The sequence below is a fragment of the Rhodococcus sp. A14 genome (genome assembly GCF_011603105.1).
In the GTDB taxonomy this organism is placed as follows: domain Bacteria; phylum Actinomycetota; class Actinomycetes; order Mycobacteriales; family Mycobacteriaceae; genus Rhodococcus_F; species Rhodococcus_F opacus.
Genome location: NZ_JAAOQS010000115.1, coordinates 1 through 26,342 on the forward strand (window position 1 = coordinate 1; position 26,342 = coordinate 26,342).

The 26,342-nt window shown below is 63.1% G+C and carries 21 protein-coding genes; 7 read left to right on the forward strand and 14 right to left on the reverse strand.

Going from position 1 to position 26,342, the window contains the following annotated elements:
• The 14 genes from G9373_RS37445 to G9373_RS37510 form a co-directional block, all read right to left on the reverse strand.
• On the reverse strand, window positions 1-828 hold an 828-nt coding region (locus G9373_RS37445; protein ID WP_167120044.1), incomplete at its 3' end, for a phosphatidylserine/phosphatidylglycerophosphate/cardiolipin synthase family protein.
• Window positions 829-1,185: 357 nt separating this feature from the next.
• Window positions 1,186-2,133 carry a dihydropteroate synthase gene (gene folP / locus G9373_RS37450; RefSeq protein ID WP_240960953.1) on the reverse strand — a complete coding sequence of 316 codons (948 nt, stop codon included), beginning with the start codon at window positions 2,131-2,133 and terminating at the stop codon, window positions 1,186-1,188.
• Complete coding sequence (locus tag G9373_RS37455) at window positions 2,114-3,163, reverse strand: maleylacetate reductase (RefSeq protein WP_167120047.1); 1,050 nt, start codon at window positions 3,161-3,163, stop codon at window positions 2,114-2,116. Before G9373_RS37455 ends, folP begins: the two co-directional genes overlap by 20 nt.
• Window positions 3,160-4,053 carry an intradiol ring-cleavage dioxygenase gene (locus tag G9373_RS37460; protein ID WP_167120050.1) on the reverse strand — a complete coding sequence of 298 codons (894 nt, stop codon included), beginning with the start codon at window positions 4,051-4,053 and terminating at the stop codon, window positions 3,160-3,162. The genes G9373_RS37455 and G9373_RS37460 overlap by 4 nt, the downstream gene beginning before the upstream one ends.
• Entirely contained in the window at window positions 4,037-5,122 is a 1,086-nt protein-coding gene (locus G9373_RS37465; RefSeq protein ID WP_167120053.1) for a zinc-binding dehydrogenase, read from the reverse strand. The genes G9373_RS37460 and G9373_RS37465 overlap by 17 nt, the downstream gene beginning before the upstream one ends.
• 64 nt (window positions 5,123-5,186) lie before the next feature.
• Complete coding sequence (locus G9373_RS37470) at window positions 5,187-7,565, reverse strand: LuxR C-terminal-related transcriptional regulator (RefSeq protein ID WP_167120056.1); 2,379 nt, start codon at window positions 7,563-7,565, stop codon at window positions 5,187-5,189.
• Window positions 7,566-7,570: 5 nt separating this feature from the next.
• On the reverse strand, window positions 7,571-8,437 hold the full coding sequence (gene folD, locus G9373_RS37475; protein ID WP_167120059.1) for a bifunctional methylenetetrahydrofolate dehydrogenase/methenyltetrahydrofolate cyclohydrolase FolD: 867 nt from the start codon (window positions 8,435-8,437) through the stop codon (window positions 7,571-7,573).
• Between the two features lie 9 nt (window positions 8,438-8,446).
• On the reverse strand, window positions 8,447-9,361 hold the full coding sequence (purU, locus tag G9373_RS37480; protein ID WP_167120062.1) for a formyltetrahydrofolate deformylase: 915 nt from the start codon (window positions 9,359-9,361) through the stop codon (window positions 8,447-8,449).
• Window positions 9,354-10,127 (reverse strand): flavin reductase family protein, encoded by a 774-nt coding sequence (locus G9373_RS37485; RefSeq protein ID WP_167120065.1) that lies wholly within the window; start codon window positions 10,125-10,127, stop codon window positions 9,354-9,356. The genes purU and G9373_RS37485 overlap by 8 nt, the downstream gene beginning before the upstream one ends.
• A gap of 5 nt (window positions 10,128-10,132) precedes the next feature.
• The gene (locus tag G9373_RS37490) at window positions 10,133-10,873 is read right to left on the reverse strand and encodes a glucose 1-dehydrogenase (RefSeq protein WP_120660923.1); all 741 of its coding nucleotides are present in this window, start codon (window positions 10,871-10,873) and stop codon (window positions 10,133-10,135) included.
• A 41-nt stretch (window positions 10,874-10,914) separates the two neighbouring features.
• A complete protein-coding gene (locus G9373_RS37495; RefSeq protein WP_120660924.1) occupies window positions 10,915-12,150 on the reverse strand; it encodes a hydroxylase in 1,236 nt (411 codons plus the stop codon).
• Window positions 12,151-12,319: 169 nt separating this feature from the next.
• Window positions 12,320-13,612: an aminomethyltransferase family protein gene (locus G9373_RS37500; RefSeq protein WP_120660925.1), complete on the reverse strand. Its 1,293-nt coding sequence runs from the start codon at window positions 13,610-13,612 to the stop codon at window positions 12,320-12,322.
• Between the two features lie 162 nt (window positions 13,613-13,774).
• Window positions 13,775-14,434 carry a 3,4-dihydroxy-2-butanone-4-phosphate synthase gene (locus tag G9373_RS37505; protein WP_120660926.1) on the reverse strand — a complete coding sequence of 220 codons (660 nt, stop codon included), beginning with the start codon at window positions 14,432-14,434 and terminating at the stop codon, window positions 13,775-13,777.
• 138 nt (window positions 14,435-14,572) lie between these two features.
• Window positions 14,573-15,862 carry an aminomethyltransferase family protein gene (locus tag G9373_RS37510; RefSeq protein ID WP_166680592.1) on the reverse strand — a complete coding sequence of 430 codons (1,290 nt, stop codon included), beginning with the start codon at window positions 15,860-15,862 and terminating at the stop codon, window positions 14,573-14,575.
• Between the two features lie 207 nt (window positions 15,863-16,069).
• Between G9373_RS37510 and G9373_RS37515 the strand changes: the two genes are divergently transcribed.
• The 7 genes from G9373_RS37515 to G9373_RS37545 all read left to right on the forward strand — a co-directional run bounded on the left by G9373_RS37515 (window position 16,070) and on the right by G9373_RS37545 (window position 25,417).
• Window positions 16,070-17,155: a zinc-binding dehydrogenase gene (locus tag G9373_RS37515; RefSeq protein WP_133984175.1), complete on the forward strand. Its 1,086-nt coding sequence runs from the start codon at window positions 16,070-16,072 to the stop codon at window positions 17,153-17,155.
• Between the two features lie 110 nt (window positions 17,156-17,265).
• Window positions 17,266-18,546: an MFS transporter gene (locus tag G9373_RS37520; protein WP_346842898.1), complete on the forward strand. Its 1,281-nt coding sequence runs from the start codon at window positions 17,266-17,268 to the stop codon at window positions 18,544-18,546.
• 378 nt (window positions 18,547-18,924) lie between these two features.
• On the forward strand, window positions 18,925-19,170 hold the full coding sequence (locus G9373_RS37525) for a hypothetical protein (protein ID WP_206033287.1): 246 nt from the start codon (window positions 18,925-18,927) through the stop codon (window positions 19,168-19,170).
• Window positions 19,157-21,190, forward strand: coding sequence for a hydantoinase/oxoprolinase family protein (locus G9373_RS37530; protein WP_133984171.1), 2,034 nt, complete (start codon window positions 19,157-19,159; stop codon window positions 21,188-21,190). The genes G9373_RS37525 and G9373_RS37530 overlap by 14 nt, the downstream gene beginning before the upstream one ends.
• Window positions 21,190-23,145 (forward strand): hydantoinase B/oxoprolinase family protein, encoded by a 1,956-nt coding sequence (locus tag G9373_RS37535; protein ID WP_133984169.1) that lies wholly within the window; start codon window positions 21,190-21,192, stop codon window positions 23,143-23,145. The genes G9373_RS37530 and G9373_RS37535 overlap by 1 nt, the downstream gene beginning before the upstream one ends.
• A 62-nt stretch (window positions 23,146-23,207) precedes the next feature.
• Window positions 23,208-24,458, forward strand: a complete 1,251-nt coding sequence (locus tag G9373_RS37540) for a hydroxylase (protein WP_133984167.1) — start codon at window positions 23,208-23,210, stop codon at window positions 24,456-24,458.
• Window positions 24,459-24,700: 242 nt separating this feature from the next.
• Window positions 24,701-25,417 carry a GntR family transcriptional regulator gene (locus G9373_RS37545; RefSeq protein ID WP_120660933.1) on the forward strand — a complete coding sequence of 239 codons (717 nt, stop codon included), beginning with the start codon at window positions 24,701-24,703 and terminating at the stop codon, window positions 25,415-25,417.
• The last annotated feature ends 925 nt before the right edge of the window (window positions 25,418-26,342 follow it).

The window sequence follows — 26,342 nt, forward strand, 5'->3', positions numbered from 1 at the left end:
GGGATCGGGGGGGAGGTCCGCTCGGCTGCGCAGGAGGTGACCGATGGCGCCGTGGGCGTGGAGGATCGCGATCGCCTCGGAATCCACGACCGCTGGGGGGTAGATCCACTCGTTGTCGGCGGTGACGAAGATCAGGACGTCACCGCGCTCGAGGCGGGTGTCGGACTTGTCGTGGTGGAACCATTCGAGATGGTACTTCGCTGCCGGCCCGGCAGGGCCGCGATGGCGGCGGGCCTGAGCTGCCCACATGTGCTGCTCGGTAGGACCGGGTGTGTAGTTGACGGTGTGTCGAAGAAACATCCGGGGGATCTTGGCGGGCAGGAACCCGGGGTCGGCGCGCCCGCGGCTCGTGACCCCGGGCAGTGGTACCGCGCGTCCGATCTGCCATTCGGCGGTGGCGTTGTCGAGGAATGCCTGGTCGACCTCGGTGATCTCCTCGATGTCGTCGATGAACCTGCGCACGGAGGTGACGATGTCGGGGTCGTCGGTGATGACCGCGGCTTCCTCGGCGAGGGTGGAGCTGTGGGAGGCGTTGGCGGAGCCGATGACCGCCCGCCGGTCGGTGGCGATGACGTTGGCGTGCAGGTTCGGTGATGACAGCACCCGCACCCCGGCGTCCAGGTAGTAGGCGAGCGCGATCGGGGAGGTCGCGTGGGCGCGCACCGCGGCGCGGGAGGCGTTGACGACAAGGACATCCCCGGCACGCAGCGGCAGCAGGGTGGGCGCGTCCTGGCCGAGGTGCGCGATCGCAGCACGGCGGGGACCGCGCGTGCGGATCGCGCGGGTGAGGTGCGGCCACGGGCGCGGACCGTGGAAGGTGGTCCCCATACCCGGAAACGGTAGCGGGTGCGAAACGCCCGGTTGGGTGGATCCGGGTACTACCGGCATCCCGCGGATAGTGCCCAGATCCAGCCGCTGAACTGCGCAGATGACACGTCCCCTTCCCCCAGGAACTGACTCGCGTAGTCCGTTACTGGTGAAACGGTTGCTGCCATGGGCGACGGTCCCTCGTTCGGATTCGGTTCGGCTGCTCGGTACCACGCGTGCGTGCCGCGCACGACCCCGAGAAATTGCGTTACTCCGCCCGCAACGACACCAACATCGCAGGAACGCCTGCTGCATATGATTTCTCGTGCGTGATGAGGACATCGCCCTCGTCGAAGATGTACTTGGCGGTGGTGTCGGTCATGAAATCAGTTTCCTCGCGTGTGGGTTGGTTCGATGCAGGGAAGGGACAAGCGAGTCTTCGCTTGAGAAGTGCTCTGTTTCGGCTTCCGCGCGTTCCCACATCTGGGTCGTCAGAAGCGCGTCCACACTGCTTCTGGGGTCATGGACACGAACACCCCAGACTCCCGCTCGTGCGGCGAGGACGGAAATCGCTGCTGTCGCTGTGTCGCGATCGTCGACCGGGCGTTCAGTGGCTCCATCAGCGAGTAGCGTGCCCAGAAATCGCTTGCGGGAGGCCCCGATGAGGACCCGGGTTCCAGACGCAACCAACGACGGCAGTGCGGCGAGCAGGGCCCAGTTGTCCGAAGCAGACTTGGCGAATCCGAGCCCGGGATCGATGATGAGAGAACGGGCGTGGACCCCTGCGGCAATTGCCTTGGTTGCACAATTGTCCAGGTGGTCGCGGACGTCGTCCACGACGTTAGCGTACTCACCGACCGTCTGGTGGTGTCGGTAGCTTGTTGGTGTAACCCAGTGGTTGAGAATAAGATGTGCCCCGGACGCAGCTGCGACGGAATACATTCGGGGATCTGCGCATCCGCCCGAAACATCATTGATGTATGTAGCACCGGCCGCGGTGGCCGCTTCGGCGACGTCGGCGCGCATAGTATCGACGCTGACGGTGATACCAGATGCGACGAGCCCTGTGATGACGGGAAGAACCCGGGAGCGTTCGAGTTCCGCTCCGATCCGGCGAGCACCGGGACGAGTCGATTCACCCCCGACATCAATGATTCCGGCACCGTCGGTGTGAAGCTGGATCCCGTGGGTGATGGCCCTCTCCGGGGCTAGAAATCGGCCCCCGTCCGAAAAGGAATCAGACGTGACATTAAGGATTCCCATCACCGCTACGTGAAGGTCGGCGGCCGACGTGGTCGAAGCCATATCAGAGCCGGTCCAGTTCATCATTGAGTGCGGCTTCGAGCAGCGCACGAATGCCTTCCGCTGTGATCGGGTGAGGATTCGGGTAGGGCCGACGTGTCGCCAGCTCGACGGCCCAGTCGATGTCTTTTTCCCGGAATCCGAGTTCGCGCAGGCTGGTTGGTCCGCCGCAGGAGCGCACAAGGTCCTGAAGTCCCTGAGCGGCGTTCGGCACTCCCAGTGCGCGGCATATCGTACGTTCTGTGTCTGGTGACGCACGAGCGTTGTACTCGATGACATAGGGAAGCATCACCGTGTGGGTGTCGGCGTGCGGCAACCCGAACGACCCGCCGAGTGTGTGGCAGATCTTGTGGTGGAGAGCCATGCTCACGCTACCCAGACATACTCCGGCGAGCCAGGCTCCTTGGAGGGCATCCGAGCGAGCGGAGATGTCGCGCTCCGATCCCAACCCCGGCAGTGCCTCTCCGACGAGCCGAATCGCCTCCTCGGCCATCAAGGACACAACCGGGGAACCATCGTCGGCGTATAGAGCCTCCACCGCGTGAGCCATGGCATTGACCGAGCTCGTCACCGCCAGCGGGGAGGGGAGACCGGTCGTCAGTTGGGGATCGTAGATAACGGTCGTCGGTGCCACGGCTTCATCTCGCCCCGTTGTCTTCACTCCTGCATCTGTAATTCCCCAGATCGGCGACATTTCCGAACCGGAGAACGTCGTCGGTACCGCCAGGATCGGCGCCCGACGCCGGAGCGCGAATGCCTTGGCAAGGCCGATCGAGGAACCGCCGCCGATCGCGACGTATCCGTCGACGTCGCCTTTGGAATTCTGTTGTGCGCCTGAGTCGACGTGCTCAATCGGCACATGTTGTACGAGATCTGCTGTTCGGGCAACGACCACGCCGTCGAGTGATGCGATGATCGACTCGTCGATACGTCGACTCGCGAGCAGGTGCACTCGCCGAAGTCCGAGGCGGGCGACTTCGGCGCGTAGCTCGGTGACGGTGCCCTCCCCGAAGACGACCCGTGTGGCCCGCGAGGTGTGTATGAAGCTGTTCACGACGGATCGGCGGTCAGGATGAGGTCGATATGTGCGTGACGGAAGGGATTGCTCGTGCCGTAATACTCCGCCTGCTGGGGGTCGTCAATTAGAGAGAACTCGACAATGAGGCTTTCCTTGACTCCGAAGACGGCATCCGAATCCAGGTACGGGGACCCGTCGACGAAGATGTGCGTCGTGATGGGGTGGTGGCCGGCCGCTCCTGCGATGAAGTGGATGTGTGCTGGCCGATACGGGTGCCGCTTGGTGCGCTCAAGCAACTGACCGACGGGGCCGTCAGTCGGGATGGGGTAGTGCGCGGGCACGATCGTCTTGAAGTGAAAGGAGCCGTTGGCGTCGGTGTTGAAGAGCCCACGCAGATTCAGATCCGGCACCAAGTCAGGGTTCTGCACGTCGTAGAAGCCCTTCTCATCTGCCTGCCAGACGTCGACGAGGGCACCGGCGAGCGGTGTTCCGTCCACCGACGCGACGGTGCCGGTAACCACGCACGGTTCACCGCCATCGGCCAGGGAGATATCGTCCCCGAGGGCGCGTGGGGGTGAGTCCACCATGTGGAACGGTCCGAGGACCGTGGTTTCGGTCGCCCCTACCGGAATTCGGTTGGTGATGGAATCGACGAGCATCGACAGGCCCAGGACATCGGAGAGAAGGATGAATTCCTGTCGTGTCGCGTCGCATTTCTGACCGGTGTGGGTGAGGAACTCGATGCCGGCCTCCCACTCGGTCTGGGTGAGTTCTACGTCCTTGGCGAAGGCGTGGAGATGTCGGACAAGGCTGCGTAGTATGTCGCGGAGCCGGGGATCGGTGGTCTCATCGAATGCTGCGGCGGCCACCTCCGCTGAGTTGTCTTCCGTGAAGACCAACCGAGGTTCGTTAGAAACGGACGACACCGGTGATCACCTCCTTGTTGCGGGCAGCGCTGAACGCCGCGTTGACCTCGTCGAGTGAGAAAGTCTTCGAGATGATGTGTGTCGAGTCGATGATGCCGTTTTCGAGCATCGAGGCATACAGGGGAATGTCCCGTTTGAGGTAGCCTCCACCGGTCTGCGAACTGGAGATGCGCTTCGCGCCGACTCCGAAGTCGAGTGCATTGAGGGTGATCGAATCGGCAGGTTGTGCCATCGAGGTCGGAACAACGACGCCGCCGCCGCGAGCCATCGCGAACGCCTGCTCTGCGGCGAGTGTGGTACCGCCGGCCTCCAGTGCGGCATCGACTCCACGACCGCCGGTCAGTTCCTTGACCTGCTGGACGGGGTCGCCATCCGCGGGGTCGACCAGGTGCGTGGCCCCGAGATCGGCCGCCAAGGCCCTCCTGACCGGATCCCACTCCATGGCGATGATCGTTCGCGCTCCTGCGACGCGTGCCGCCTGGACCATCCACAGCCCCAGGTGGCCGCAGCCCACAATGGCGACTGACCATCCGGGTTGGACACCAGCGACATTGAAGACAGCGCCGAGTCCGCTGATGACGCCGCATCCGAGCACCGATGCCTGTTCGATCGAGATGTCGGCATCGATGGTGACAATGCCGGACTCGCGTAGGACCATGAACTCTGCTAGCGCTCCGACTCCTCCGTCGACGTAGACGGCGGTGCCGTCGCTGCGGACGCCGACCTCCCGCGGCGGCACCATGCCCCCGAAGATCTCGTCGCAGGATGAGGGTGTGCCCTGCAGGCAGGGGTAGCAGAGGTTGCATTCGGCCGAGCCGGCGGTTGCGATCCTGTCACCAGTACGCGTGCGAGTGACTCCAGGTCCGACTGCCCGAACGATTCCGGTCCCCGCATGCCCAGTGATGAACGGGGGAGGAACAAGGGTGAGCCCCTCGGTGGCGAGTACGTCCGTCACGCAGACAGCAACGGCGTTCATTTCGACAACCACCTCGCCGGGGCCGGGTTCGCGGAGCGTGACCTCCTCGATGAGCAGGGGCGAGTCAACCCCCACGTGCAGTGCAGCTTTCATCGGTGAAAGTCCTCCGTCGAATCGTGGTTCAGTGTGCGCATGCGGTGTGCAAACTGTGGTGTGGTCAGTGGGTGTCGTGCTGCTCGGGCTCATCGTGTGCCGATTCACCGATCCAGGCGGCGATCTGCGAACGGGACGCAAAACCGCGTTTGGCGAGAATTTTCTGTACGTGTCCCTCGGCTGTTCGGGTGGAGATCACCAAGGCCGTAGCGATCGCCTTGTTGCTGTGCCCTTGCGCGATGAGTTTGGCTACCTCGAGCTCGCGTTCGCTGAGTTTCTCCTCACCCAGCGTGTCGTGGGTTCTGCGTGGGGCGCGGTCTCCGCCGGTAATCGCCAGTTCCACGGCCTGCTGCATTGTCAACAAAGTCCCCTTGTAGTGGAGCCGATCAGCCTTCGCGCCACCGAGTGCGCGGCGCGCCGCCGCGACGTGGCGATCGTGCTGTTCTTGGAGAACCGGTGGGAGGTGGTGCGGACCGAAAGTGCTGGCGGCGCCGAGAAGTTGTGCTGCGAGCTGCAGACTCGACTGCTCGGCCGCAACCCAGCCCAACAATTCCAGACACCACCAGATGATGGATCGATCGTTATGAGGCTGCATTTGAGTTATGCACTGGCGCAGTAGCTTCTGAGCGCGCTCAATGTCTTTATGTTTGAGTGCGGCGTATCCGCGGATCCACAGGACGTATCCGCTGCCCCACCAGTGAGCTTCGTCGGCCATACCGGCAAGGTTTGATTCGACTTCATCGAGCGATCCGGCGAGGTCTCCGTCATTCGCCAGAACCATGCCCAAGATGAACAGAGCTTCGCGTTGGTTGCTGGTGGCGGCGAGCGCCCGATAGCGGTGGTAGGCGTCTTCCAGTAGCGCAGCAGCTGCCTCGGCCTCGCCTTTCGCCCACCGCGTCAATCCTTCATCGAAGGCGCAGTGCGCGGAGATCAACGGCTGCTGCAGGCGTGCGGCGAGCTCACGGCACGAGACCAGCAATTGATCGGCCCGTTCGATCTGCGAATCGAGGGCGGACAGATAGATCGCGACCGACAGCCCGACAGCCCTGAGTTCGTCGTCACGATCGTAGGCCTCGAGGGCCGCGGTCACCCAGCCGAGCCCTTCCTCGACACGGTTGGCGGACATCCAGTGCACCCGCAAGTCCGCAGCCAGCCGCAGGGCGGGCGCGGGGTCCCTCTGCTCGTACAAGGAGAAGTGCAGGGCGGCGAGGATATCGCTGTGCCGAAGGAGGAGTTTGTCCGATCTTCGGACTCCCTCGGGGCCGGTCCAGAACGGCTCGGTATCGCGCGCGAGATCACTGATCCAGGCGAGATGCCGCAACCTCATCGACCGGGTCGCGCCGTCAGCCTCGAGCTGTTCCGCCCCGTACTTGCGCAGCGTGTCCAACAGACGGTACTCGAGGCCGCCGCTCTGCTCGACGTAGCCGAACACGGACTGGTCGATCAACCCGGTTACGACATCTGCCGCGGCAATGCGCTCGTCGTCGGTCGCGCAACATACCGCCTCGATGTCATCGAGGGAGAAAGATCCCGCGAAAACCGATGAGGCAGACCACATGCCGCGCTCGTCGTCGCTGCAGGTCGCGAATGATTCCGCGAGGACGTCCCACAAGGACAGCTTCGGGCGACGCCGATTCCCCGGCTCCAAGGTGAGCAGACGAAATCTGTTGTCCAACCGCGCCACAAGCTGTTCCACGGACAGGGCGCGCATGCGGGCGGCCGCCAGTTCCAACGCCAACGGTAGACCGTCCAACCGTGCGCAGAGCTCACTGACAGAGGCAAGGTTGCGGTCCGTGAGCTCGAATGCCGGGTAGACGCTTTGGGCTCGGCTGACGAACAGCGCGACGCTGTCGATGCGCGCGGCATCTGTCAGCGACTGCGCGGCACCTTCGCTCGGCAACGCCATGGGAGGAACCGCCCAGGTGACGCCGCCGACGGTCCCCAAGCGCCGCCGGCTGGTCGCAATGATGCTGACGGAGGAGTTGGCGTCGACCGAGTCGATGAATTCAGCGCACTCCTGCCACACCCGCTCACAACCGTCGAGGACCAGAAGCACACTCTCCGTCGACGGCATTCCCACGATCCACTCGGCCGCGGACCGAGCTCCCGAGGTCTCGAAATCGAGCGCGAGCTGCAATGCGCGCGCGAAGCCGGCTTCGGATGTCTCGCCCTCGAGTGCGACATACACGACGCGATCAAACGCACGTTCGACAGTCGTTGCGGCCTGCTTCGCCAGTCGGGTCTTTCCCACGCCCGCGGGCCCGGTGAGGACCAGCGAACGGTACTTCGACAGCAACTGCTTGACCTTGTGCAACTCGAGACGCCGTCCGACGAAGCTGGTCGATTCGGCGGGGACGGAGGAAGTGATGCGCGCCATAGTGTCAGCGTAAGACGATTCACCATCCTGGCTCTGTACCTCGGGACGGCGCTGCTCGAGTTCCATGACGGTCATTGCAGTACAGCTCCAGCGTGATCGTGCTGCGCAGCATCGAACGTATTGCGCAGAAGCATCGCGATCGTCACCGGTCCCACACCGCCCGGCACCGGAGTCAGCGCACCGGCGATCGTGCGCACCGACTCGAAGTCGACATCGCCACGCAACCCCTCCCTCGTCCGGTGGATCCCCACATCGATCACGGTTGCACCAGGCTTGATCGACGAAGCGTCGACCAAACCGGGAACCCCGGCCGCCGCGATCACGATGTCCGCCTGCGCCGTGAAGACGCCGAGGTCCGGTGTTCGCGAATGGCAGACGGTGACAGTGGCATCACGGGCCAGCAACAGCTGAGCCATCGGCTTGCCGACCAGCGGCGAGCGTCCGACAACGACAGCATGGGCTCCCCGGATCGGAATCTCGTACGCATCGAGTAGGGCGATGACCCCGGAAGGAGTGCACGGGCGCAGCCCCGGCGCATCCTGGATCAGTTGTCCCGCGCTGAGCGTGGTCAGTCCGTCGACATCCTTGGCGGGCGGAATTCGATTGATCAGCGCGTCGGTGTCGAGATGACCGGGAACAGGGAGCTGCAGGAGAATCCCGGACACCTCGGGGTCCTCGGCCAGTGAGTCGATCACTTCTTCGAGTTCGGACTGTGACACCGATGCCGGTAGGTGTCTGTGCAGATCGGCCATCCCCGCCGCGACGCAGGCCTTGCGTTTGCTCGCGACATACACCTGCGAGGCCGGGTCCTCACCCACCAATACTGTGGCAAGTCCTGGCCGCCGGCCAGTTGCGGCAAGAAGCCCGCGAGTCAGTTCTGCGACCTCGTCACGAACCGCTCGGGCGACCGCTTTTCCGTCGATAAGTCGTGCTGTCATCGCCTGTCCTCAGAACACAATCGTGGTGTTGCCGTGACGGGCGACTCTGTCCTCGCAGTGCCATTGCACTGCACGCGAGAGAACGGCGCGTTCGACGTCGGCACCCAACCGCACCAGGTCCTGGGTAGAGGCACGGTGAGACACTCTCACCACGTCCTGCTCGATGATGGGACCTTCGTCGAGATCCTCGGTCACATAGTGCGCGGTGGCGCCCACGAGCTTGACCCCGCGTTCCTTTGCCCGCTGGTAGGGGCCGGCGCCGATGAACGCAGGAAGGAACGAGTGATGAATGTTGATGATCGGGCAACCGACCTCGGCGAGGAAGTTCGCGGAAATGATCTGCATATAGCGTGCAAGCACCACCAAGTCGTAGTTGCCGCGCAACACCTCGAGCTGGCGTGCCTCCGCCTCGGGTTTGGTGTCGCGCGAGACCGGAATATGCACGAACGGGATCCCGAATGCGCGAACATCCTCGGCCAGGTCGTCGTGATTGGCGATGACGACACCGATGTGGACATCGAGCTCGCCGCGTTTGGCTCGCCACAGCAGATCGAGCAGGCAGTGGTCCAGTTTCGACACCATGATGGCCACGCGCTTGGGTGTCGCCGCATCGCTCAGTCGGAAGTCCAGACCGAGCGGTGCTGCGACGGTCTCGCGGAAATCGTGCTCCAGATCGTCGCGTTCGGCGGCGAAGCCGGGGAGGCGGAAGACGGTTCGCTGGAAGAAGTCGCCACCTTCGTAGTCGGTGGAGTGCTGATCGAGCGAGATGATGTTCGCGCCGCGGTCGGACAGGAAAGCGCTGACCGCTGCGACTACACCGGGCCGGTCAGCGCACCGCACCAGCAAACGGGCGATGTCGCTAATCGACTCGGTGTGAGGTGGCCGCTCCAACGTGGCGGTGGGTGAGGGTTGCCGGTCAGGCATCGAGGTGACTCCTTCGAGGGTAGTTGGGGTAAGACACTGCTCGGTCGGCAGGTGTATGCGCTGACACGCCAGGTTCGGTGACGTAGTAAGTCCCGTCGCGCTCGGGGCCGGGTCGTAGAAACCCCGTGCCCGCCAGGGCAGTGATCACTTCAGCGATGGCAGCCGGTTGTGCATCGAAGTGCCGCGCGAGTTCCTCGACCCGCACGGGCACGTCACCGAGATAGGCCGACAGTTCACTTTTGATACGTCCGGCCAACTCGTCCGAGGGCGGCAGCGCGAAGCGGCCGAATCGTCCCCGGAAGTAGGTGAGGGGCGCGCCATCGCGGACCGATGCGGAATCCACGGCGCAGTGGAAGACCGTATGGGTCCCGGCCTCTACGCGGTCAACGACCCGGCAGGACAAGGAGGAGAGAGCATCGGCCAGGGTGGGTGCGCCGGATCCATCGCGGACAAGTTCTACGCCTTCGAACCTGTTCTTACCCTTCGTGCTGAAACGAGAAGCCAGCGCGCCCTGGTCTTCACCGAGGATGTTAATCGACAGTATCCCGGTGCGGCTCAATGCATTTCCCGTATCCGAACCGCGGTTCAAGCATAATAACAACATTGGCGGGTCGGCGGACACAGAGCACACGGCACTGGCCGTGGTCCCGAAGTCGGTGTCGCCGTCGGAGGTCATCACAATGGTGACCCCGGACGCAAAATGGCCTATGGCGCTGCGGAACTCGGACGCGGTCATCGAGGAACGGTAGTCGGTGTGGATGCTCATCGTGATCACCCTTCTGCTCTGATGCCGGCGAGAATGCCGCCGTCGATGGAGAACTCGGACGCGGTGCTGTAGGTGGCCTCAGCGGCAAGGAACAGCATCAGGTCTGCCACCTCTTCCGGTGAGCCGACGCGGGGGAGCGGAAGTCCAGCGGAAAGGGAAGCCTCGTCGGCGCCGGCGAGCATCGGGGTGCTGATGAAGCCCGGGTGGATCGAGTTCACTCGGATGCCGTCACTGCCGAGATCCAAAGCCGCCACTTTGGTCAGTCCTCTCAACGCCCATTTGCTGGCCGTGTACGCCCACGACGGGTGGATCGCCATCAGCCCGCCCATCGAGCTGACATTGATGATGGCGCCCCCGCCCGCAGCACGCATAGACGGTGCGACTGCCTGAATGCCCAGGAAGGCGCCCGTCAGGTTGATGTCGAGGACCAGATTCCAGTCCTCCACGGTCGTGTCCGCCAGCGGTGTACGGCGCGTAATACCGGCGTTGTTGACCAGAATGGACACCTCACCGCCATGGGTGCGTGCTGTCTCGATTGTCGCAGACCACTGCTCCGGGTCCCGGACATCCAGCTCAGCGAACACGGCGGCATCCCCGAGCTCGTGGGCGAGTGCCTTCCCTTCCTCGGTCAGGACGTCGGCAACGACGACGCGGGCACCTTCGCCGGCGAGCTTGCGTGCGTGAGCGGCGCCCATTCCTCGCGCACCGCCGGTGACGATGGCTGTTCGACCTTCTACACGGCCCATGATCGGTCTCCTCACAAACTTTCGAAAATTGGGGTGTGGCGCTACGGATGGGTGGCGAGTGCCGCAGCGGCATAGTCCGCGCCGATGAAATCCTGGACGATGGAGTTCTGATGGCTGAGCACCATCGTCGCATCACGCCAGATCCGTTCGAGCCGAGAGCCATTCGTCGCAGCACTACTGCCGGCGGTGCGCATAATGATTCCCTCGAGCGCCCGCCACGCGACGTTCTGCGCGTGCACGGCCAGTCTCCCGATGTAGAGGTCGTCGGCCTGATCAAACGGCTTCCCGCCCTCTGCGCCGCGGGTGCTGTACTCGAGAAATAGGTCGGCGGCGCGATCGAGCGTGGCGTCGGCCGCGGCAAGAGCGTTCACCGCGTCGGCGTACCAGGTCTGGTATCGGGAATTTTCGCTTCGCAACGTGAACGGAGGCATCGGGGTCTTCTTCGTACGAAGGATGGTTTCGTACTCGTCGAGTGCCGCGTGAACACCCCCGACCGCAAGGGAGGCCAGTTCGAGACCGAAGAAACCGATGCCGCGTCCCGCGTAGAGCGGGTTCTTGTGCAGTTCCAGTCCGGGTGTGCCGTTGTCGACGTTCATGTCGACTTGCGTCTTGCCTTCCAACACGAAGTGCGCGGACACCGACGCCTCCCGGACATCGAGCGTGTGCGAGCCGCTTCCCTTCAACCCCAGGGTCTTGCCCCAGTCGTCTCGAATGGTGAAATCCGATCGGGGAATGATGAACGTCGACAACTGTTTCGACTGTTCCGCGGTCTCAGCGAACACGTGCCCCATGAAGTGCGTGGAGTACGGCCCGCCCGACGCGTAGGGGAACGTTCCGTTGACAATCCAGTCGCCGGAATCACCGCGGCGCATGGTGCCACCCGGAGCGGAGGTCATGGCCGCCGCGAAGTGACCGTCGCCGAACACTTCCCGCTGGGCGCTTTCAGGCCACCACGAGGCGAATTGCAGATTGTGACCGGAGGCCAGACACAGACACCACGCGGCTCCCATATCGCCCCGCGCGAGCTCTCTAATCACCGCCATGAAGTCGCGGACACCGAACTCGTAGCCGCCGAACAGCTTGGGCCGGAGAAGATGGTAGAAGCCGCGCTCGACGAATTCGAGATGCAGCTCTTCCGAGTGAAAGGTGCGGGCTTCACCCTCCGGTGCCTCCGCGCGGAGCTGGGGTCGAAGTGCGACGGCCGAAGTCAACGCATCTGCAGGCGTGAGAGCGGCGGGAGCGTTGGATGTCTTTACATCGATCGAGGGAACTGCCATGGTGAGTGCTTTCTGAGGAAGACCGCGCGCCCGGGGCTACGTGCCGGGAGGAGTGGACGGTCGCTTGCGAACAGATGACATCAAGTGTGGTGACTGTCGTCATAAAGTGGCACGTGGAAATTACGTACCGAACTACGTGTTGCGAATGCGCGTACGTAGTTCAGGGTCGTCATGATGACGGAACAAGTGTGTCGAGCTCAGTTCGACGGTTGTCCTTCTTGTACGGCGCGGATGCGACCGTGGCCCGGATGAGCTTCTGGCGCGGGCAGCCGGGGTCGCCCCAGAGCACGAAGACTTCGGTGCCCGGTGTGCTGTACGCGGGATCGATGAAGCTGAGAGTGATCACCTTCCGGAAGTAGTAGCTGTATCCGGGGACCGAGGAGAGACCGATGGTTTCGCCGTCGGCGTTCTGGATGGTGTCGGCCCATGCGACCCAGCGCTGCTGATGGGGAATGTCGAGGAATTGGTACGGCTCGCCCTCGTCGAACAAGGATGCGTAGATGTCGACCACGTCGTTCTTGTCGAACTCGAGCGTCACACGGACCTTGGTAGGGTGCTCGACTTCCTTTTCGAGTGCCGCACGTCCGGTGAACTCGTGGTCGAACTTGATCGACTTTCCCCATCCGAGTGCGACCGGGGAAAGCAGGTAGTCATCGAGGTTGTCGCTGTCGTAGCTGCCACCGAGCTTGCCGCTGAGTCCGAACAGGTCGAACTCGGCGTTCATCCACTCGAGGAAGCCGTCGGCGAACAGATCTGACAGGTAGTGCCACCCACCGGTCGGAAATGCCGCTTCGAGGTGGTTGATCATGGCGGTGCGGCGCCCGAGTCGGCGGATGCCGTAGTCCTCGCCGGCCTCGAGAATCGCCGACCGGACGGCCTCGCTGTGGGCGGCGTCGCCGTGGAATTCGAAGCCGATCTCGCCGGCCATGCCCTGCCGCAGTGCCTGTACCTCTACCCCCGCGATCGTGACGGTGCGGAAACGCATGAACTTCAGATCCGTGAGGCTCTCGCCCGTCACCTTCTGGCACACCGCCAGCGCGTTCGGACCGGAAACCTGGAACTGGAACCGGGAGGGCTTGGTGTAGGTCACGTCGTAGTCGCCGGTGTGAATCAGCCATGCCGTCCACATGGCGGTGACCGACTGCGTGGCGAACGATTGCTCGCCCAGCCTCATGAGCACCCCTTCGGCGACGACCTTCCCGTTTTCGTTGCACTGGACCAGATGCTTCGCCGCTCCGATGGGGAAGTTTTCGTAGCTGTTGATCGACGAGTCACGGAAGAGCTTGAGCGCGTCCGGACCGTCGACCTGGAGATCCCACAGGAACGACCAGTCGCCCAGGTAGCACGTGGTCTTCCACGACATCTGCTCGTCCTGCCAGTCCGAGTACTCGGGTCCGCCCCATCCGGGGTGGTAGGTGGCCGGGGCATTGCGCAGGAAACCGAGGAGGGGGTTCGTGGTCATGTCTTCTCCAAATTTGAGCGGATTGATCCGAACGTGTTCCGGTGCAGATGAATTGCTTCCGTTCGGTCACAGTTCGCAATGACCTGTGACGAGAGCCACGTTCGGCTCAGTCGAGCATCCTTCACAGGCGAGCACGCGGCCATGTGACAAGTACGTGCTCGACTACGTGTTCCCTGCGGTGCACGTAGCGAGGCTGCCGCTCGGTACGCTCCCGCGGTGCCACCGATCCACGTCACCGAGCGCAACGACGGGGATGTCGTGTTGCCCGGCGAACAACACCAGTTCCTCTTCATCGGCCAGATCGGCCGGGTGCCACAAGCTGGGTACCGCAGCGAGTAGTGCCGCCGGGCGCGCTGTGGCGGCGTCGGCGAGCTCGAGAGCTGCTCCCGGCATGTCGAGGCCGCGCTCCCGTCTGCGGACAGAATCGGCGACCCGGACCGGAAGCACATGCCCCGGACGGGTGAAGTCGGACGGGAGAGCACTCGGGTCCGCCAGTCGTCGGGCGGTGGCAGCACGGTCGGCGGCGGATATTCCGGTCCCGACCCCTTCTGCTAGGTCAACGGCGACCGCGAACGTAGACGAAGCCACGGGGTCGGTCCCCCACATGGGGGGAAGCCACAGCCGGTCACACACCGTCTCCGGCAACGCCACCGTCAGGAGGCCAGTGGTCTGGCGAACCAGGAAGGCCGCCATCGGCGTCTCTGCGGTGCTCGCGGCCACGACGAGGCTTCCCCGCTCTGGGCCCATTTCATCCAGAATCAGAACCGGCCTACCCCTGTGTAGTTGCTCGAGGGCACAGTCGATGGCGTTCGAAATACTCATTTCTCACTCGCTTCTGTCGCGGAATCGTGTCCTTCAGTCTTGTGAAGCGGGACACCTCCCATAAGGGGTGCACTACGCGCTTGTGTACGTGGAACGCGTCCTTGCACGTACTAGGGCAGGGACTGCGGGTCGGATTGTCTACGGGGAAATCGCGCTCAGATCGGAGCGGCGATTGTCCTTCTTGTAGGGAGCCGGAGCCACCGTGACCCGTACAGTCTTCTGCCGGGTTCCCGGATCTCCCCAAATCAGTGACAGCTCTTCGCCCACCTCGGCGAATGCCACGTCGATGTATGCGATCGAGAGCACCTTGCGGAAGTAGTAGCTGTATCCGGGGCTGCTCGACAGGCCAACCGTGTTGCCATCGCCGTCGATTACCTTGTCGGCCCAGGCGATCCACCGCTGAGCGTGTGGTACGTCCAAGAACGCGTACGGCTCTCCCTCGGAGAACAGCGACGCGTAGATGTCGACGATGTCCTGGCTGTCGAATTCGAGGGTGACCCGCTTCTTGGTGGGTGCAGCGACCTCGGCCTCGAGCGCTTTCCGGCCGACAAACTCGTGATCGAACCGGATCGATTTGCCCCACCCCAGGGTGACGGGTGACTGGAGGTAGTCGTTGACGTCGTCGCTGTCGTAACTTCCTCTGATGGTCGAGACCAGACCGTAGGTATCGAAGTGCTCGCGCACCCACTCGGCGCTGCCCGCCAGTTCGGGATGAAACGATTGCTTCAAGTAGTGCCAGTTGCCGGTGGGAAAAGCTGCCTCCAGGTGATTGATCATCACCGTGCGACGACCCAGGCGGCGAATGCCGTGTTCGTGGCCTGCTTCGAGGACCGCAGCGATGATGTCGTCTGCATGCTCCTGCGCGGCGTGAAATTCGAATCCCACCTCACCGGCCATCCCTTGACGCAGTGCCCATACCGGATGTCCGGCGATCGTCACGTCGCCGAAGCGCATGAATTTGATGTCGGTGAGCGGCTCACCGGTCACCTTCTGGCACACGGCTAACGCGGTGGGGCCGGAAACCTGTAGTTTGCACCGATCGGCCTGTGTCCACGAGGCGTTATAACCGCCCTTGCTCAGTACCCAGCTGGTGTGCAGGGCCGGAACGCCCTGGGTGATGAAACGATCCTCTGCAAGTCGCATCAGGATTCCGTCGCCGATGACCTTGCCGTCACTGGTGCACTGCACGATGTGCTTGGCTTGGCCGATCTCGAATGTCTCAAATCCGTTGATGCAGGTGTCGCGGAAGACGTTCAGGGCTTCGGGGCCCTCCACGACGACATCCCAGAGAAACGACCAATCGCCGATATAACAGGTCGACTTCCACGACATCTGTTCGTCCTGCCAGTCCGAATATTCCGGACCACCCCAGCCGGGGTGGTATCCCGGGCGGGCGCCGCGCAGGCTGCTGATGAGATCGGTGTTCATCAATCGTCCCTTCTGGGTGCTGTCCACATGTTCGTGATCGCGCAGCTCCCTCGGGAGGGGTCGCTGCGGATTGTTCGCGCACATCCCTGTACAAGGATCATCATACTGTCATACATTGTCAAAGTGTGAGGCGGAACATACGTCGGATCGGCAGTGCACCGGACCACGCGCTCACGCCTCAATACAATTCGATCCAGAAGGAGTCTCATGAAGGCCGCAGTCCTGCGCACCCTCGCCGAGCCATTCGTCGTCGAGGATCTCGATTTCCACCCGCCCGCAGCGGATCGCGTTCTCGTACGAACCCACGCCACCCCGTTCTGTTCCACCGATTGCACCAACTGGGCCGGAAGCTTCGGTAAGGTGCCCCCGGTCATCCTTGGGCACGCGTCCATCGGGGAGATTGTCGAAATAGGCTCACAAGTACGAGGATTCGCCATTGGACAACGCGTCCTGGTGCCCGGCACCCCCGAGTGTGGCACATGCTTCTATTGCGCGGCCGGCCGCCCGGACCAGTGCTCTGAACTGTTCGATAATCCGAGCGGATACCCGATTGTGGCCACCGACAGCAACGGGGAGACCATCCGCGCATCGGGGAACGTCGGGGGATATGCCGAAATGATGAACATCTCCGCCAACCAGATCTTCGAATTGGCCACCGACCTGCCGTCCGACGTTCTGTCCCTGATGGGATGCGGAATCACGACGGGGCTCGGTTCGGTATTCAATGCGGCGAAGGTCCAGCCAGGTGAGAGTGTCGCCGTGGTCGGGTGCGGTCATCTTGGTCTATGGGTGGTCCAAGCGGCAAAACTGGCGGGCGCCGAGCAGATCTTTGCGATCGATCCGAACTCCGAACGGCGAGCGCTGGCGCTCAAGCTGGGCGCCACCAGCGCCGTTGATCCCGACGCCGAAGACGCGGTGGCAGTGGTTAAGGACAACACCGGCGGACGAGGGGCGGACCACGCGATCGAAGCAGCCGGTCCTGCGGCGTCGCAGGTGCTGGCGGTCGCGCTGGCTCGCCGGGCCGGAACCGTCGTGCTCAACGGTGTCAAAGCACTCGGCACCACCGTCGAGCTGGTGCAGACGACCATCGCGGTCCAAGGCCGGACAATCATCTCTACGCAGAATGGCAACGTTCGGATGCGGCGCGATGTCCCTCGATACGTGCGCATGCTCGAGCAAGGACTCTTGGACCCGGAACCGATCATTACCGGCCGGTACCGCCTCGATCAGATAAACGACGCGCTCGTCGCCTCGCGAGATCTACGCGATCTCAGCGGTCTCCTCGTTTTCTGAAGCCGTACGCGCCCGCGCGCGACTTGGCCCGTCTCCCCGCCACTATCCGTCCCGAAAGGCCCGACTACATGACACAAACATCCGGCTCGACTCGACCATCCCCCGCGAGGGTGGGCGCAGCAAGCCTCATCGGCACAACCGTCGAGTACTACGACTTCGCAATCTACAGTCTCGCTGCAGCGCTGGTCTTTCCGAATTTCTTCTTCGCCGACAACGACCCTTTCATCGCATCGATTCTCGCTCTGGGTACATTCGCCGTCGGGTTCATCGCACGCCCATTGGGCGGAATCTTCTTCGGTCATTTCGGAGATCGCATCGGCCGGAAACGGATGCTGGTCCTGTCCCTGTGGCTCATGGGGGCGGTCACAGTAATCATCGGCCTGTTGCCGGGCTACGAAGCGATCGGCTTCGCAGCACCGCTGCTGTTAATCATTCTGCGATTCGCCCAAGGTTTCGCCTTCGGCGGTGAGTGGGGCGGTGCGATCCTGCTGGCCTTCGAGACGTCACCGAAGGAGCGCCGCGGTTTCTTCGCCGCACTTCCGCAGACCGGGCCACCGGCCGGAATCCTGCTCGGCAACCTCGCCTTCCTGGGGGTTGCGCAGCTACCTGACGAACAACTGTATTCCTGGGGCTGGCGCATCCCGTTCCTGCTCAGCGCGGTTCTGGTCATCATCGGGCTCGCGATCCGCGCAGGAATTGCCGAGTCTGGAGAGTTCACCGACGTCAAAAAGGCAGGTGCTGTCGCCAAAGCCCCTATTCTCGAGGTGTTCGCCAAGAACAAGCGCGAGATCTTCCTCGTCGCCGGGGCATTCCTCGGTTACGGGAGCCTGTCTCTGATCGCGATCAACTTCTTGGTGAGCTACGGAACGAGCGACACGGTCGGATTCACACGCTCGGAGATGCTCACTGCGGTGTTGATCTCCAACGTTGCCCAGTTGCTCACGACCCCGCTCGGCGGGTACTTCGCCGACAAGTACGGCTTCACCAAGGTGATGGCTACCAGCGTGTTCGGCGCCATGGTCGGTGCGGTCTTCCTGATCGTGGCAGTCCAGTCGGGCAATATCGCTCTGGTGATCGTCGGCTACCTGCTGTGCATGAGTGTGTTCTTCAGCCTGGGATACGGCGCCCAGGGTGCCCTATTTGCAGGAGCTTTCGGTCCTGAGGTGCGATACACGGGAATGTCGGTCGGATTCCAGGTATCGAACGTTCTCGGCAGTGCGGTCAGTCCGCTGGTCGCTACCCTGCTGCTCCGCGAAACGGGCACCGTGTATTCCATCATCCTCTACCTCCTCGTGGTACTCGGCATTTCCGCTGTCACCACCTTCGTGTTGATCCGCGGACTACCTACCGCGTCGTCCTCGCAGCTCGAGGCGACGGCGCTGGCGAAATAAACACCCGCACCCCTGCCTTGTAGCGACTCGTGCAAGTAGGTGGATCGGTAGGTGCCGTGCTACGCGCGTGATCACACCGGCCCGGTCCAGGATGCCAGGCGTCCGGGACCGGGCCGGTCGCATATCGCCGCGCACGCGCCGTGAACAAACTTCGTATTGCGGTATGACGATTGTGTGATGCAAGATGTGTCTCAGGTAACACCGACGGCGAGGGTATCGCATCCTCAGGTGTTTCTCCGGATCCGTTCCTCGACCACGAGGCACGTCGACCGCCAGGCATGTTCCGACGCGGGCCGGTCCTCTCAAAATCACCCGCTGTTCCAAGGAGTGCAAGAAATGCACAGCTTTCCACGTCCAACAGAGTCGTATCTTCACGCCGTGAAGACCGCGGTAGCGCGTGCGTGCCCTGCGTGCGCGTCGACCCTCGTCGCCGAGTACCGCGTCTTGAGCGAGGGAGGCTGGTGGGACGTCGTCAAGTGCCAGGACTGCCTGCACTCCCTCGCCCGCACCCCGGCACCACGCCTGGGTGCGTTCGCGCCGCTCGTGACGAATGCCCCGTCGAAGGCCGGCGAGCCGACGAACCAGACCACAGAGTTCAAGGAGTTCGACGATGTTCGGCGTTGACGTAGGCGGAACCTTCACAGATGTCGTGGCGGTTCGTGATGGCCAAATTTCCGTAACCAAAGTGCCCAGCAGTCGTACCGACCCCGCTGCTCCCGTAGTTGAGGGTGCACGACGACTGGGGGTTGCAGGGAGTACGACTTTCAACCATGCCAGCACCATGGGGCTGAACGCGGTAATCGAGCGGCGACTACCCAAGATCGCCTACGTGACGACCGACGGTTTCCGCGACGTACTCGACCGTGGCAACGTCCACAAGCCGCTCGACGCGCAAACCGACCCCGCATGGCGCCGGTCGTTCGGTGATGCCAATCGACCACTCGTTCCCCGGTACCTACGGCGTGGAGTGAAGGAACGCATCAAGGCCGACGGCACAATTCTGATCCCGCTGGACGAGGATCACGCACGGTCCCAGCTCGAGGTGTTGCGCCGGTGCAACGTCGAGGGAGTGGCCATCTGCACGATCAACGGTTATGTCAACGCCGAACACGAGGTCCGACTGCGGGAGCTGGTACACGAGGAACTCGGAGCGCATGTGCCGGTGTCGATCTCGTCGGAGACCTCGCCGCTGGCCAAGGAATACGCCCGCGCATCGACCACGGTCATCGACGTCTTCATGAAGTTGTTGTTCACCGACTACTCCGACAAACTGAACCGAGACCTGCGGGAACTCGGATTCGACGGCGAGCTGAACTTCGCCGACTGCGCTGCGACCCTGCTGCCCTGGCAGGAAGCGCTCGACAAACCCTTCCGCATCGTGTTCGCCGGTCCCGCAGCCGGAACCATCTCGAGCGCCCGGCTGGGCGAAGCGATCGGCGAACGCAATCTGCTGTGTGCTGACGTCGGCGGCACCTCCACCGATGTGTCGTTGATCGTCGACGGGAAACCATTCATTCAGAACACCTTCGAACTCGAACACGATCTGATCATCAACGCGCTCTCGACCGAGGTCTCGAGTGTCGGCGCGGGCGGAGGCAGTCTTGTCACCGTGTCCCCGTCCGGCGGAATCCAGGTTGGCCCCGGCTCCGCGGGCGCGGAGCCGGGGCCCGCGTGCTACGGCCGCGGCGGAACAATCCCCGCAGTCACCGACGCGTGTCTGCTGATGGGCATACTCGACGGTGAGACATTCGCCGGCGGCGAGATGAAACTCGACAGGCTAGCTGCCGAGACCGCATTCGCGGCGCTCGATACCCCAGTTACCTTCGAGGCGCGGGTCAGGTCCGCCTACCAACTCGCAGTGGCGCACATGGCCGAAGAGATTCTCAACGTCGCGGTGCGGCACGGTGTCGACATCCGGGACTTCGCCCTCATGTCCTACGGCGCGGCGGGGCCGATGCTCCTCCCCGCCGTCCTGGACCTGCTGCCGCTGAAGAGTGCCGTGATCCCCCCGTACCCGGGTCTGTTCTCCGCGTTGGGTCTGCTCTCGACCGATCAGGTCTTCTACGACTCGCGCAGCGCCTACGTAACGCTGAGCCCGGACAGCGCAAATGAGATCGCCGCAGTATTCGACGAGATGGAGCAGCACCTGCGGACCCGAGTCGGCGAGGTCGCCGACGGATTGACCGTCCGCCGGAGCTTCGATGGGCGCCTGGTGGGGCAGAGTTGGGAGACCCCCTTCATCGAGATCCCGGACGGGGAGATCACCTCGACGTCGATCGAGCGCATCGTCGAGGCCTTCCACGACGCCTACGAGAAGCGGAACGGTAACCGGTTCGCCCAGATCCCTGTCGAAGGAGTCACCTACCGGGTCGAACTCGTGGTGCCCTCGGACAAGGTCGAATACGTGCGCGCCGAGGCAGAGGCCGCCTTCGCGGCCGAGCCGGAGCGGCTCATCACTCTCGACTACGTCGCCGAGGGCCCCGTGCAGGCGCGTGAGTACCTCCGGGACCGGCTGTCCGTCGGCGCGACACTCGAGGGCCCGGCCGTGATTCGGGAAGACCTCTCAACGACCTACATCCTGCCCGGCCAACGAGCGACCATCGGGCGATGTGCAGAGATCACCATCGAAAGGAGCGGCCACTAATGTCCATTGCGATCGAAAAAGATTCCGTGCGAGTCGAACTCATTCGCGATCTGAACGAGAGCGAATTCGCGGACCGGTACGGTTGCGACCGCTACACCGCAACCGTGCTGGGCAATCGGTTCGACTACCTGGTCGAGCACATGAGTGTCCGGTTGCTGACGGGCGCATTCTCACCGGTCCTGCGGGACTTCTACGACCTCGCGTGCACCGTCAGTGCCCCGCCGACACTCGGATATCAGGTTCCGGCCGCAAGCAACGGGATCGTCCTGATGGCAGGCACGACCATCGATGCGGTCGCCAACACCGTCGAGGAATTCGGTGCCGAGAACCTGGGTCCGGGGGACGTGCTCATCTCCAACGACCCCTATCGCACCGGCAATCACAACAACGATCTCCTCTTCGTTCGTCCGGTCTTCCACGACGGCAAGATCGCCGCATTCGTCAATCTCAATGCCCACCAACTCGACATGGGTGGAACCGTCCCAGGCGGGTTCAGCGCATCCAAGCAGAACGTGTACGAGAACGGGCTTGTCCTGTCACCGCGGCTGCTCATGCGCGCCGGACAGCCAGTCGCCGAATCCTGGAACGTCATTTTCGACAATGTGCGGATGGCCGAGATCCTCTACCCGGACATGCTGACGGTGTGCTCGAGCCTCGAGCTCGGTGAACGGCTGGTTCTCGAATCCATCGAGCGATATGGCCTCGCGGCCGTCCACGGGACGATGAAGTACGTCTGCGACATGGGCGCCGAGCGAATGGCCACATCGCTCGCGGAACTGCCCGATGGAGATTGGTACGGCTCGGAACAGATCGACTGCGATGGCGTCGACGACACCGAGGACTATCGAATTCGCGTCGCTGTACGCAAACGTGCCACCCGGATCGAAGTGGACTTCTCAGGCACCTCGCGACAGGCGCGTAGTTCGATCAACGCCACTGCGTGGGATACGAAGACCAGCGTGGGCATCGCCCTCAAGTACCTCTTTGACCCGCACGGTCGTTTCAACTCCGGTCTCTACCGTGACGTCGACATCGTGCTACCCGAGGGAACACTCCTGTCTGCGCTGCCGCCGGACGGCTGCGTCTTCATGTACTTCGAGCAATCGCAGGCGATTCTCGGTGCGTTACTGCGCGCGCTGGCGGACGCCGTCGGACCGGCCGCCTTGGCCGGGGACCGTGGCAGCGCGGACCTGCATACCGCATTCGGCACCCACTCGGACGGAACCCCGTGGGTCTCTGCTCTGCAGTGCGGTGGGGAGATCGGTCCCTACGGCGCGAATCAGTTCGGCGATGCCGACACCCAGTGCATGGCCTACGAGGCGAACGGTGTCGCCCCGGCAATCGAGGCGATCGAGAAGGATAGCCCGGCCGTGATCATGCGACACGAGCCGCGAATCGACTCCGCCGGCCCCGGCCACTTCCGGGGAGGGGCCAGCATGATCCGCGACACGCTGTGGCTGGAAGATGCCACTCACTCGCTGACGGAGTTGCGCTACAAGAGTTCCGCTGGTTTCGGCGTCCACGGCGGCGGGGCCGGCCAGCGAGGTGGCATCTGGAGCTTCGGTCCTCGAGACGATGGTTCGATCACGCCCCCCGATACCTCACCGGCGTCATTCGCCCGTGGCGAGGCGTGGGCGGGGGTCATCGACCCGACCACGAACTTGCCGTCGAAGCAAGGCCACTTCATCTACCCCTTCCGGGCGGGTGCGAACCGGTCGATCGCGAACTCGGTGATTCGATATCTGACCAACGCAGGCGGGGGATGGGGCGATCCACTCACCAGAGATCCCAACAAGGTCCTGGTCGATGTACGGGACGGCTACGTCTCGGTCGCCGGTGCCGCACGAGATTACGCGGTCGTGATCGTGGGGGACCCGGAAACCGATCCGGAGGGGTTGACGGTCGATGAATCGGCTACCGCAGCGCTCCGGTACACCGCAACCGCCGAGCACTGACGACGCATGCCGAAAATGATAAGATGGTAGTACTGTATGACAATCTGTTGGGAGATCGAGCAATGACCACGAGCCTTTACACCTCGGCGCCCTCGGGGGAGGTTGCGCAGGGAGTCGATCGCAGCCCGGACGAGTTGGTCGCACTCGCCGCGGAGATGCGTCCGCGTCTTCGCAAGATGCAGGCACGTCACGAGCAACTCGGGGGATACACCGAAGAAGTGCACGAGGAGTTCCTCGTCGCAGGTTTCTACCGAATTTTGCAACCCCGGCGGTACGGCGGCCTCGAGATGGGGCTCGACGATTTCGTGCGGGTCGGAATCGAAATCTCCCGAGGCGATCCCGGAGTCGGATGGTGCTTCGTCCTCGGCGCCGGACACGCCTTCCACGTCGGCTCCTTCTTCACCGAGCAAGGCCAGGAAGAATTGTTCGGTGACGGGACTTTCATCGCACCCGGGCGAACGATTCCCTCCGGCAGAGCAACTGCGGTCGAGGGCGGATTCCGACTGTCGGGCACCTGGGACTACTGCTCGGGATCAATGTGGAGCACACACGTTCTCGTCGTTGCCCCATCCTTCACGTCAGCGGGAGACCCCCTCGGCCCCCGAATGTTTGCCCTTCCTCGGATGGACTACACCATCCTCGACGACTGGGGAGGAGACAAGACGATCGGTATGCGAGCGTCGGGTTCGAACTCGGTTCGCATCGAGGACGTTTTCGTTCCCGATCATCTGAGTGTGGTCTACGACTTCCGTGAGCATTCCCTCGGCGCCGAGGGCACGGTTGGCTACCAACTGCACAAAAATCCGATGTACCTCGGACGCACGATGACCTACTTCAACACCGAGCTGGTGGCCACGCAGATCGGTGCTGCGTGGGCGGCATTCGACGAGTTCGAAAGCCTGATGGAAACTCGCCCGACGAGTTTCCCCCCGCGCAAGCCGCGTGTCGAGGCACCGGAGTATCACCGGTGGTTCGGGCAGCTGCTCGCGCTCACCGATTCTGCCGAGTCGCTTCTGCTCGCGGGAATTCGCCAGTACGCGGCCTTGGGGCGGCGGTGGGAGGAAACCGGGGAGGAGTTCACCCCGGAACAAGACGCGCGGTTGCGTGCGGTCGTGCAGCAGGCAGCCAAGCTGGCGAACGAGGCAGTCGATCTGGCATTCACCACTGCGGGATCGAGTTCCGCCAAGCTGGGAGCCCCGATGGAGAAGTATTACCGGGATGTGGCCATGTATCGCACCCATATCGCTGCACAATGGGATGTCACCTATGGTGCAGTCTCACGGTTCCACTTCGGGCAGCCTCTCACCTTCTAGACATCGCGGTTCGAAGGCTGCCGAGCGTCCGGTGTCGGGTAGGCCCCCGCCGCCGGACGCTCTCGTGGCGACGGTATGCGACCCTCGCCGCGATGGAGTCCACGACTCTTCGGGGCACGGGCCCCGACGTGAGACGACCGTTGCGTGGGCATGTTCGGCCGAGCGGGTCGGTGGCGCCGATAGGTTATGATGATGCTGATTGTATGACGCGAATACAACTTGTGTAGGTGAAGGGCGGGGCTATGTCCAGTACGACGAATTCTCTGGCGGATGCCTGGACGTCGAGCCCTGTCGGGCGGGTCGCTGCACCTCTGCGTGAGCAGGTCATCGATGCGTTGCGGACCGCCATTCTCGACTTCAGGATCAAGCCGGGGCAGCGGCTGGTGGAGCGAGAGCTCATCGAGCAACTAGGTGTTTCGCGAACGACGGTGCGTGAGGCACTTCGTGAACTGACCTCGGAAGGGCTGGTCACGGTTGTCCCACAGAAGGGTGCGATCGTCAGTGCTCCGTCGACGGATGAGGCGAGCGACCTCTACGAAGCCCGGGCGGCCCTTGAAGCTGTGGTCGTTCGTCGTTTTGCTGAACGCGCGTCGAAGTCGCAAATCATGCGTCTGGCCGCTGCCGCCGAAACCTTCGCCGAAGTAACCGAGGCAGGTGGGGACGATGTCGTCGCCGTACTCAAGGCAAAGGACGGCTTCTACGACATCTTGATCGAAGGCGCGGGCAGCACCGTCCTCCATCAACTCACCGATGGAATCCAGGCCCGAGTGCGTATTCTGAGGGCCAGCGCGATGTCCGCCGAAGGCCACGCAGGTGCAGTCAAAGATCTCCGCAACATCGTAGAGGCACTGCAGCGCGGTGAGGGCGAGGTGGCGGCGCAGCTATACGCCGAACACATCCGCCGCGCCGGCGAGAATGCGTTGATCAACCTGCGACAGGCAACCACAGAACTCAGCTGAGGACCTTTCCGCGGCTGTTCGTCGCGGTCGACCTGCCGGTTTATTGGCCGCCAGGTGTGCTGAATCGTCGAGAGCACGCCCAGCGCCTGGATATCCCGGGGGACGGCGGAGAGTTGTAGCCGGTCGTCATCGCTCGTGATGGGTTCTCTGATAGCGCCAAGCTGTTCAACGCGGAGCCCGGTACGTGGTGCAGGGCGGGTTCCCGTTCGGATCGACCTACTTCGGACCGTAGCGTGGACCGTTTCGGGTGGTTCACGCCCGAGGGTGTGTCCGGACCGATGAATCGCACCACGTCATGGGATGATCGAGTACGCAGCAAGGTTGAGTTGATCCGCTCCCGGCGGCCGGAAAGATCAGCAGGAACGGTCGGGTACTTCGTCGCGATGCCCGCCAGCTCCCGCGGGTCGGCGCTGATGTCGAACAGTTGATCGGTGCGGTTGGTGCAAAGGAATTTGAGGTTGCCATCTCGAAGTGAACCTCCGGATTCTATGCACCAGAAGAACTCTCGAACTGATATCGGGCTCCCGCGGAACAAGCATCCGGACATGTTCGTCCAACGATATCGTAATCGGGATTCGGGGCAGCAGCCGCGAGGGCAACCAAGGGGTGGCAGTCCAGTCCGATGTCCTTACCGGAGTGTGGTCGACTTCTCCGAAGGGGATGCGGCGACGAGAACGGCCCATTGCCCCCCTGACGTCCATGACGAACGTCGGGCGGCAACAAATGGTCCCAGGGCTGGACGGGAGGTAGAGGCTCGCAAAGTGTGCTTCGACGGTGGGGTGCTGACAGACTTAAAGATGTTTCGGTAATTGAGTGAGTGCCGATCATAGGGGAAGCCCGGTGTGGTCGAGGAAGCTGTGGCACAGGTCGTAGTTCGAGCCGATCCGGGTCAGGCCGGTCTCGGTCGCGATGCGGACCTCGTCGA

Coding starts and splice junctions, on each gene's coding strand:
- folP (WP_240960953.1), bottom strand. CDS start 2,133: ATGAACTGGACCGGCTCTGATATGGCTTCGACCACGTCGGCCGCCGAC.
- G9373_RS37465 (WP_167120053.1), bottom strand. CDS start 5,122: ATGAAAGCTGCACTGCACGTGGGGGTTGACTCGCCCCTGCTCATCGAG.
- G9373_RS37470 (WP_167120056.1), bottom strand. CDS start 7,565: ATGGAACTCGAGCAGCGCCGTCCCGAGGTACAGAGCCAGGATGGTGAA.
- folD (WP_167120059.1), bottom strand. CDS start 8,437: ATGACAGCACGACTTATCGACGGAAAAGCGGTCGCCCGAGCGGTTCGT.
- purU (WP_167120062.1), bottom strand. CDS start 9,361: ATGCCTGACCGGCAACCCTCACCCACCGCCACGTTGGAGCGGCCACCT.
- G9373_RS37485 (WP_167120065.1), bottom strand. CDS start 10,127: ATGAGCATCCACACCGACTACCGTTCCTCGATGACCGCGTCCGAGTTC.
- G9373_RS37490 (WP_120660923.1), bottom strand. CDS start 10,873: ATGGGCCGTGTAGAAGGTCGAACAGCCATCGTCACCGGCGGTGCGCGA.
- G9373_RS37495 (WP_120660924.1), bottom strand. CDS start 12,150: ATGGCAGTTCCCTCGATCGATGTAAAGACATCCAACGCTCCCGCCGCT.
- G9373_RS37500 (WP_120660925.1), bottom strand. CDS start 13,612: ATGACCACGAACCCCCTCCTCGGTTTCCTGCGCAATGCCCCGGCCACC.
- G9373_RS37505 (WP_120660926.1), bottom strand. CDS start 14,434: ATGAGTATTTCGAACGCCATCGACTGTGCCCTCGAGCAACTACACAGG.
- G9373_RS37510 (WP_166680592.1), bottom strand. CDS start 15,862: ATGAACACCGATCTCATCAGCAGCCTGCGCGGCGCCCGCCCGGGATAC.
- G9373_RS37515 (WP_133984175.1), top strand. CDS start 16,070: ATGAAGGCCGCAGTCCTGCGCACCCTCGCCGAGCCATTCGTCGTCGAG.
- G9373_RS37530 (WP_133984171.1), top strand. CDS start 19,157: ATGTTCGGCGTTGACGTAGGCGGAACCTTCACAGATGTCGTGGCGGTT.
- G9373_RS37535 (WP_133984169.1), top strand. CDS start 21,190: ATGTCCATTGCGATCGAAAAAGATTCCGTGCGAGTCGAACTCATTCGC.
- G9373_RS37540 (WP_133984167.1), top strand. CDS start 23,208: ATGACCACGAGCCTTTACACCTCGGCGCCCTCGGGGGAGGTTGCGCAG.
- G9373_RS37545 (WP_120660933.1), top strand. CDS start 24,701: ATGTCCAGTACGACGAATTCTCTGGCGGATGCCTGGACGTCGAGCCCT.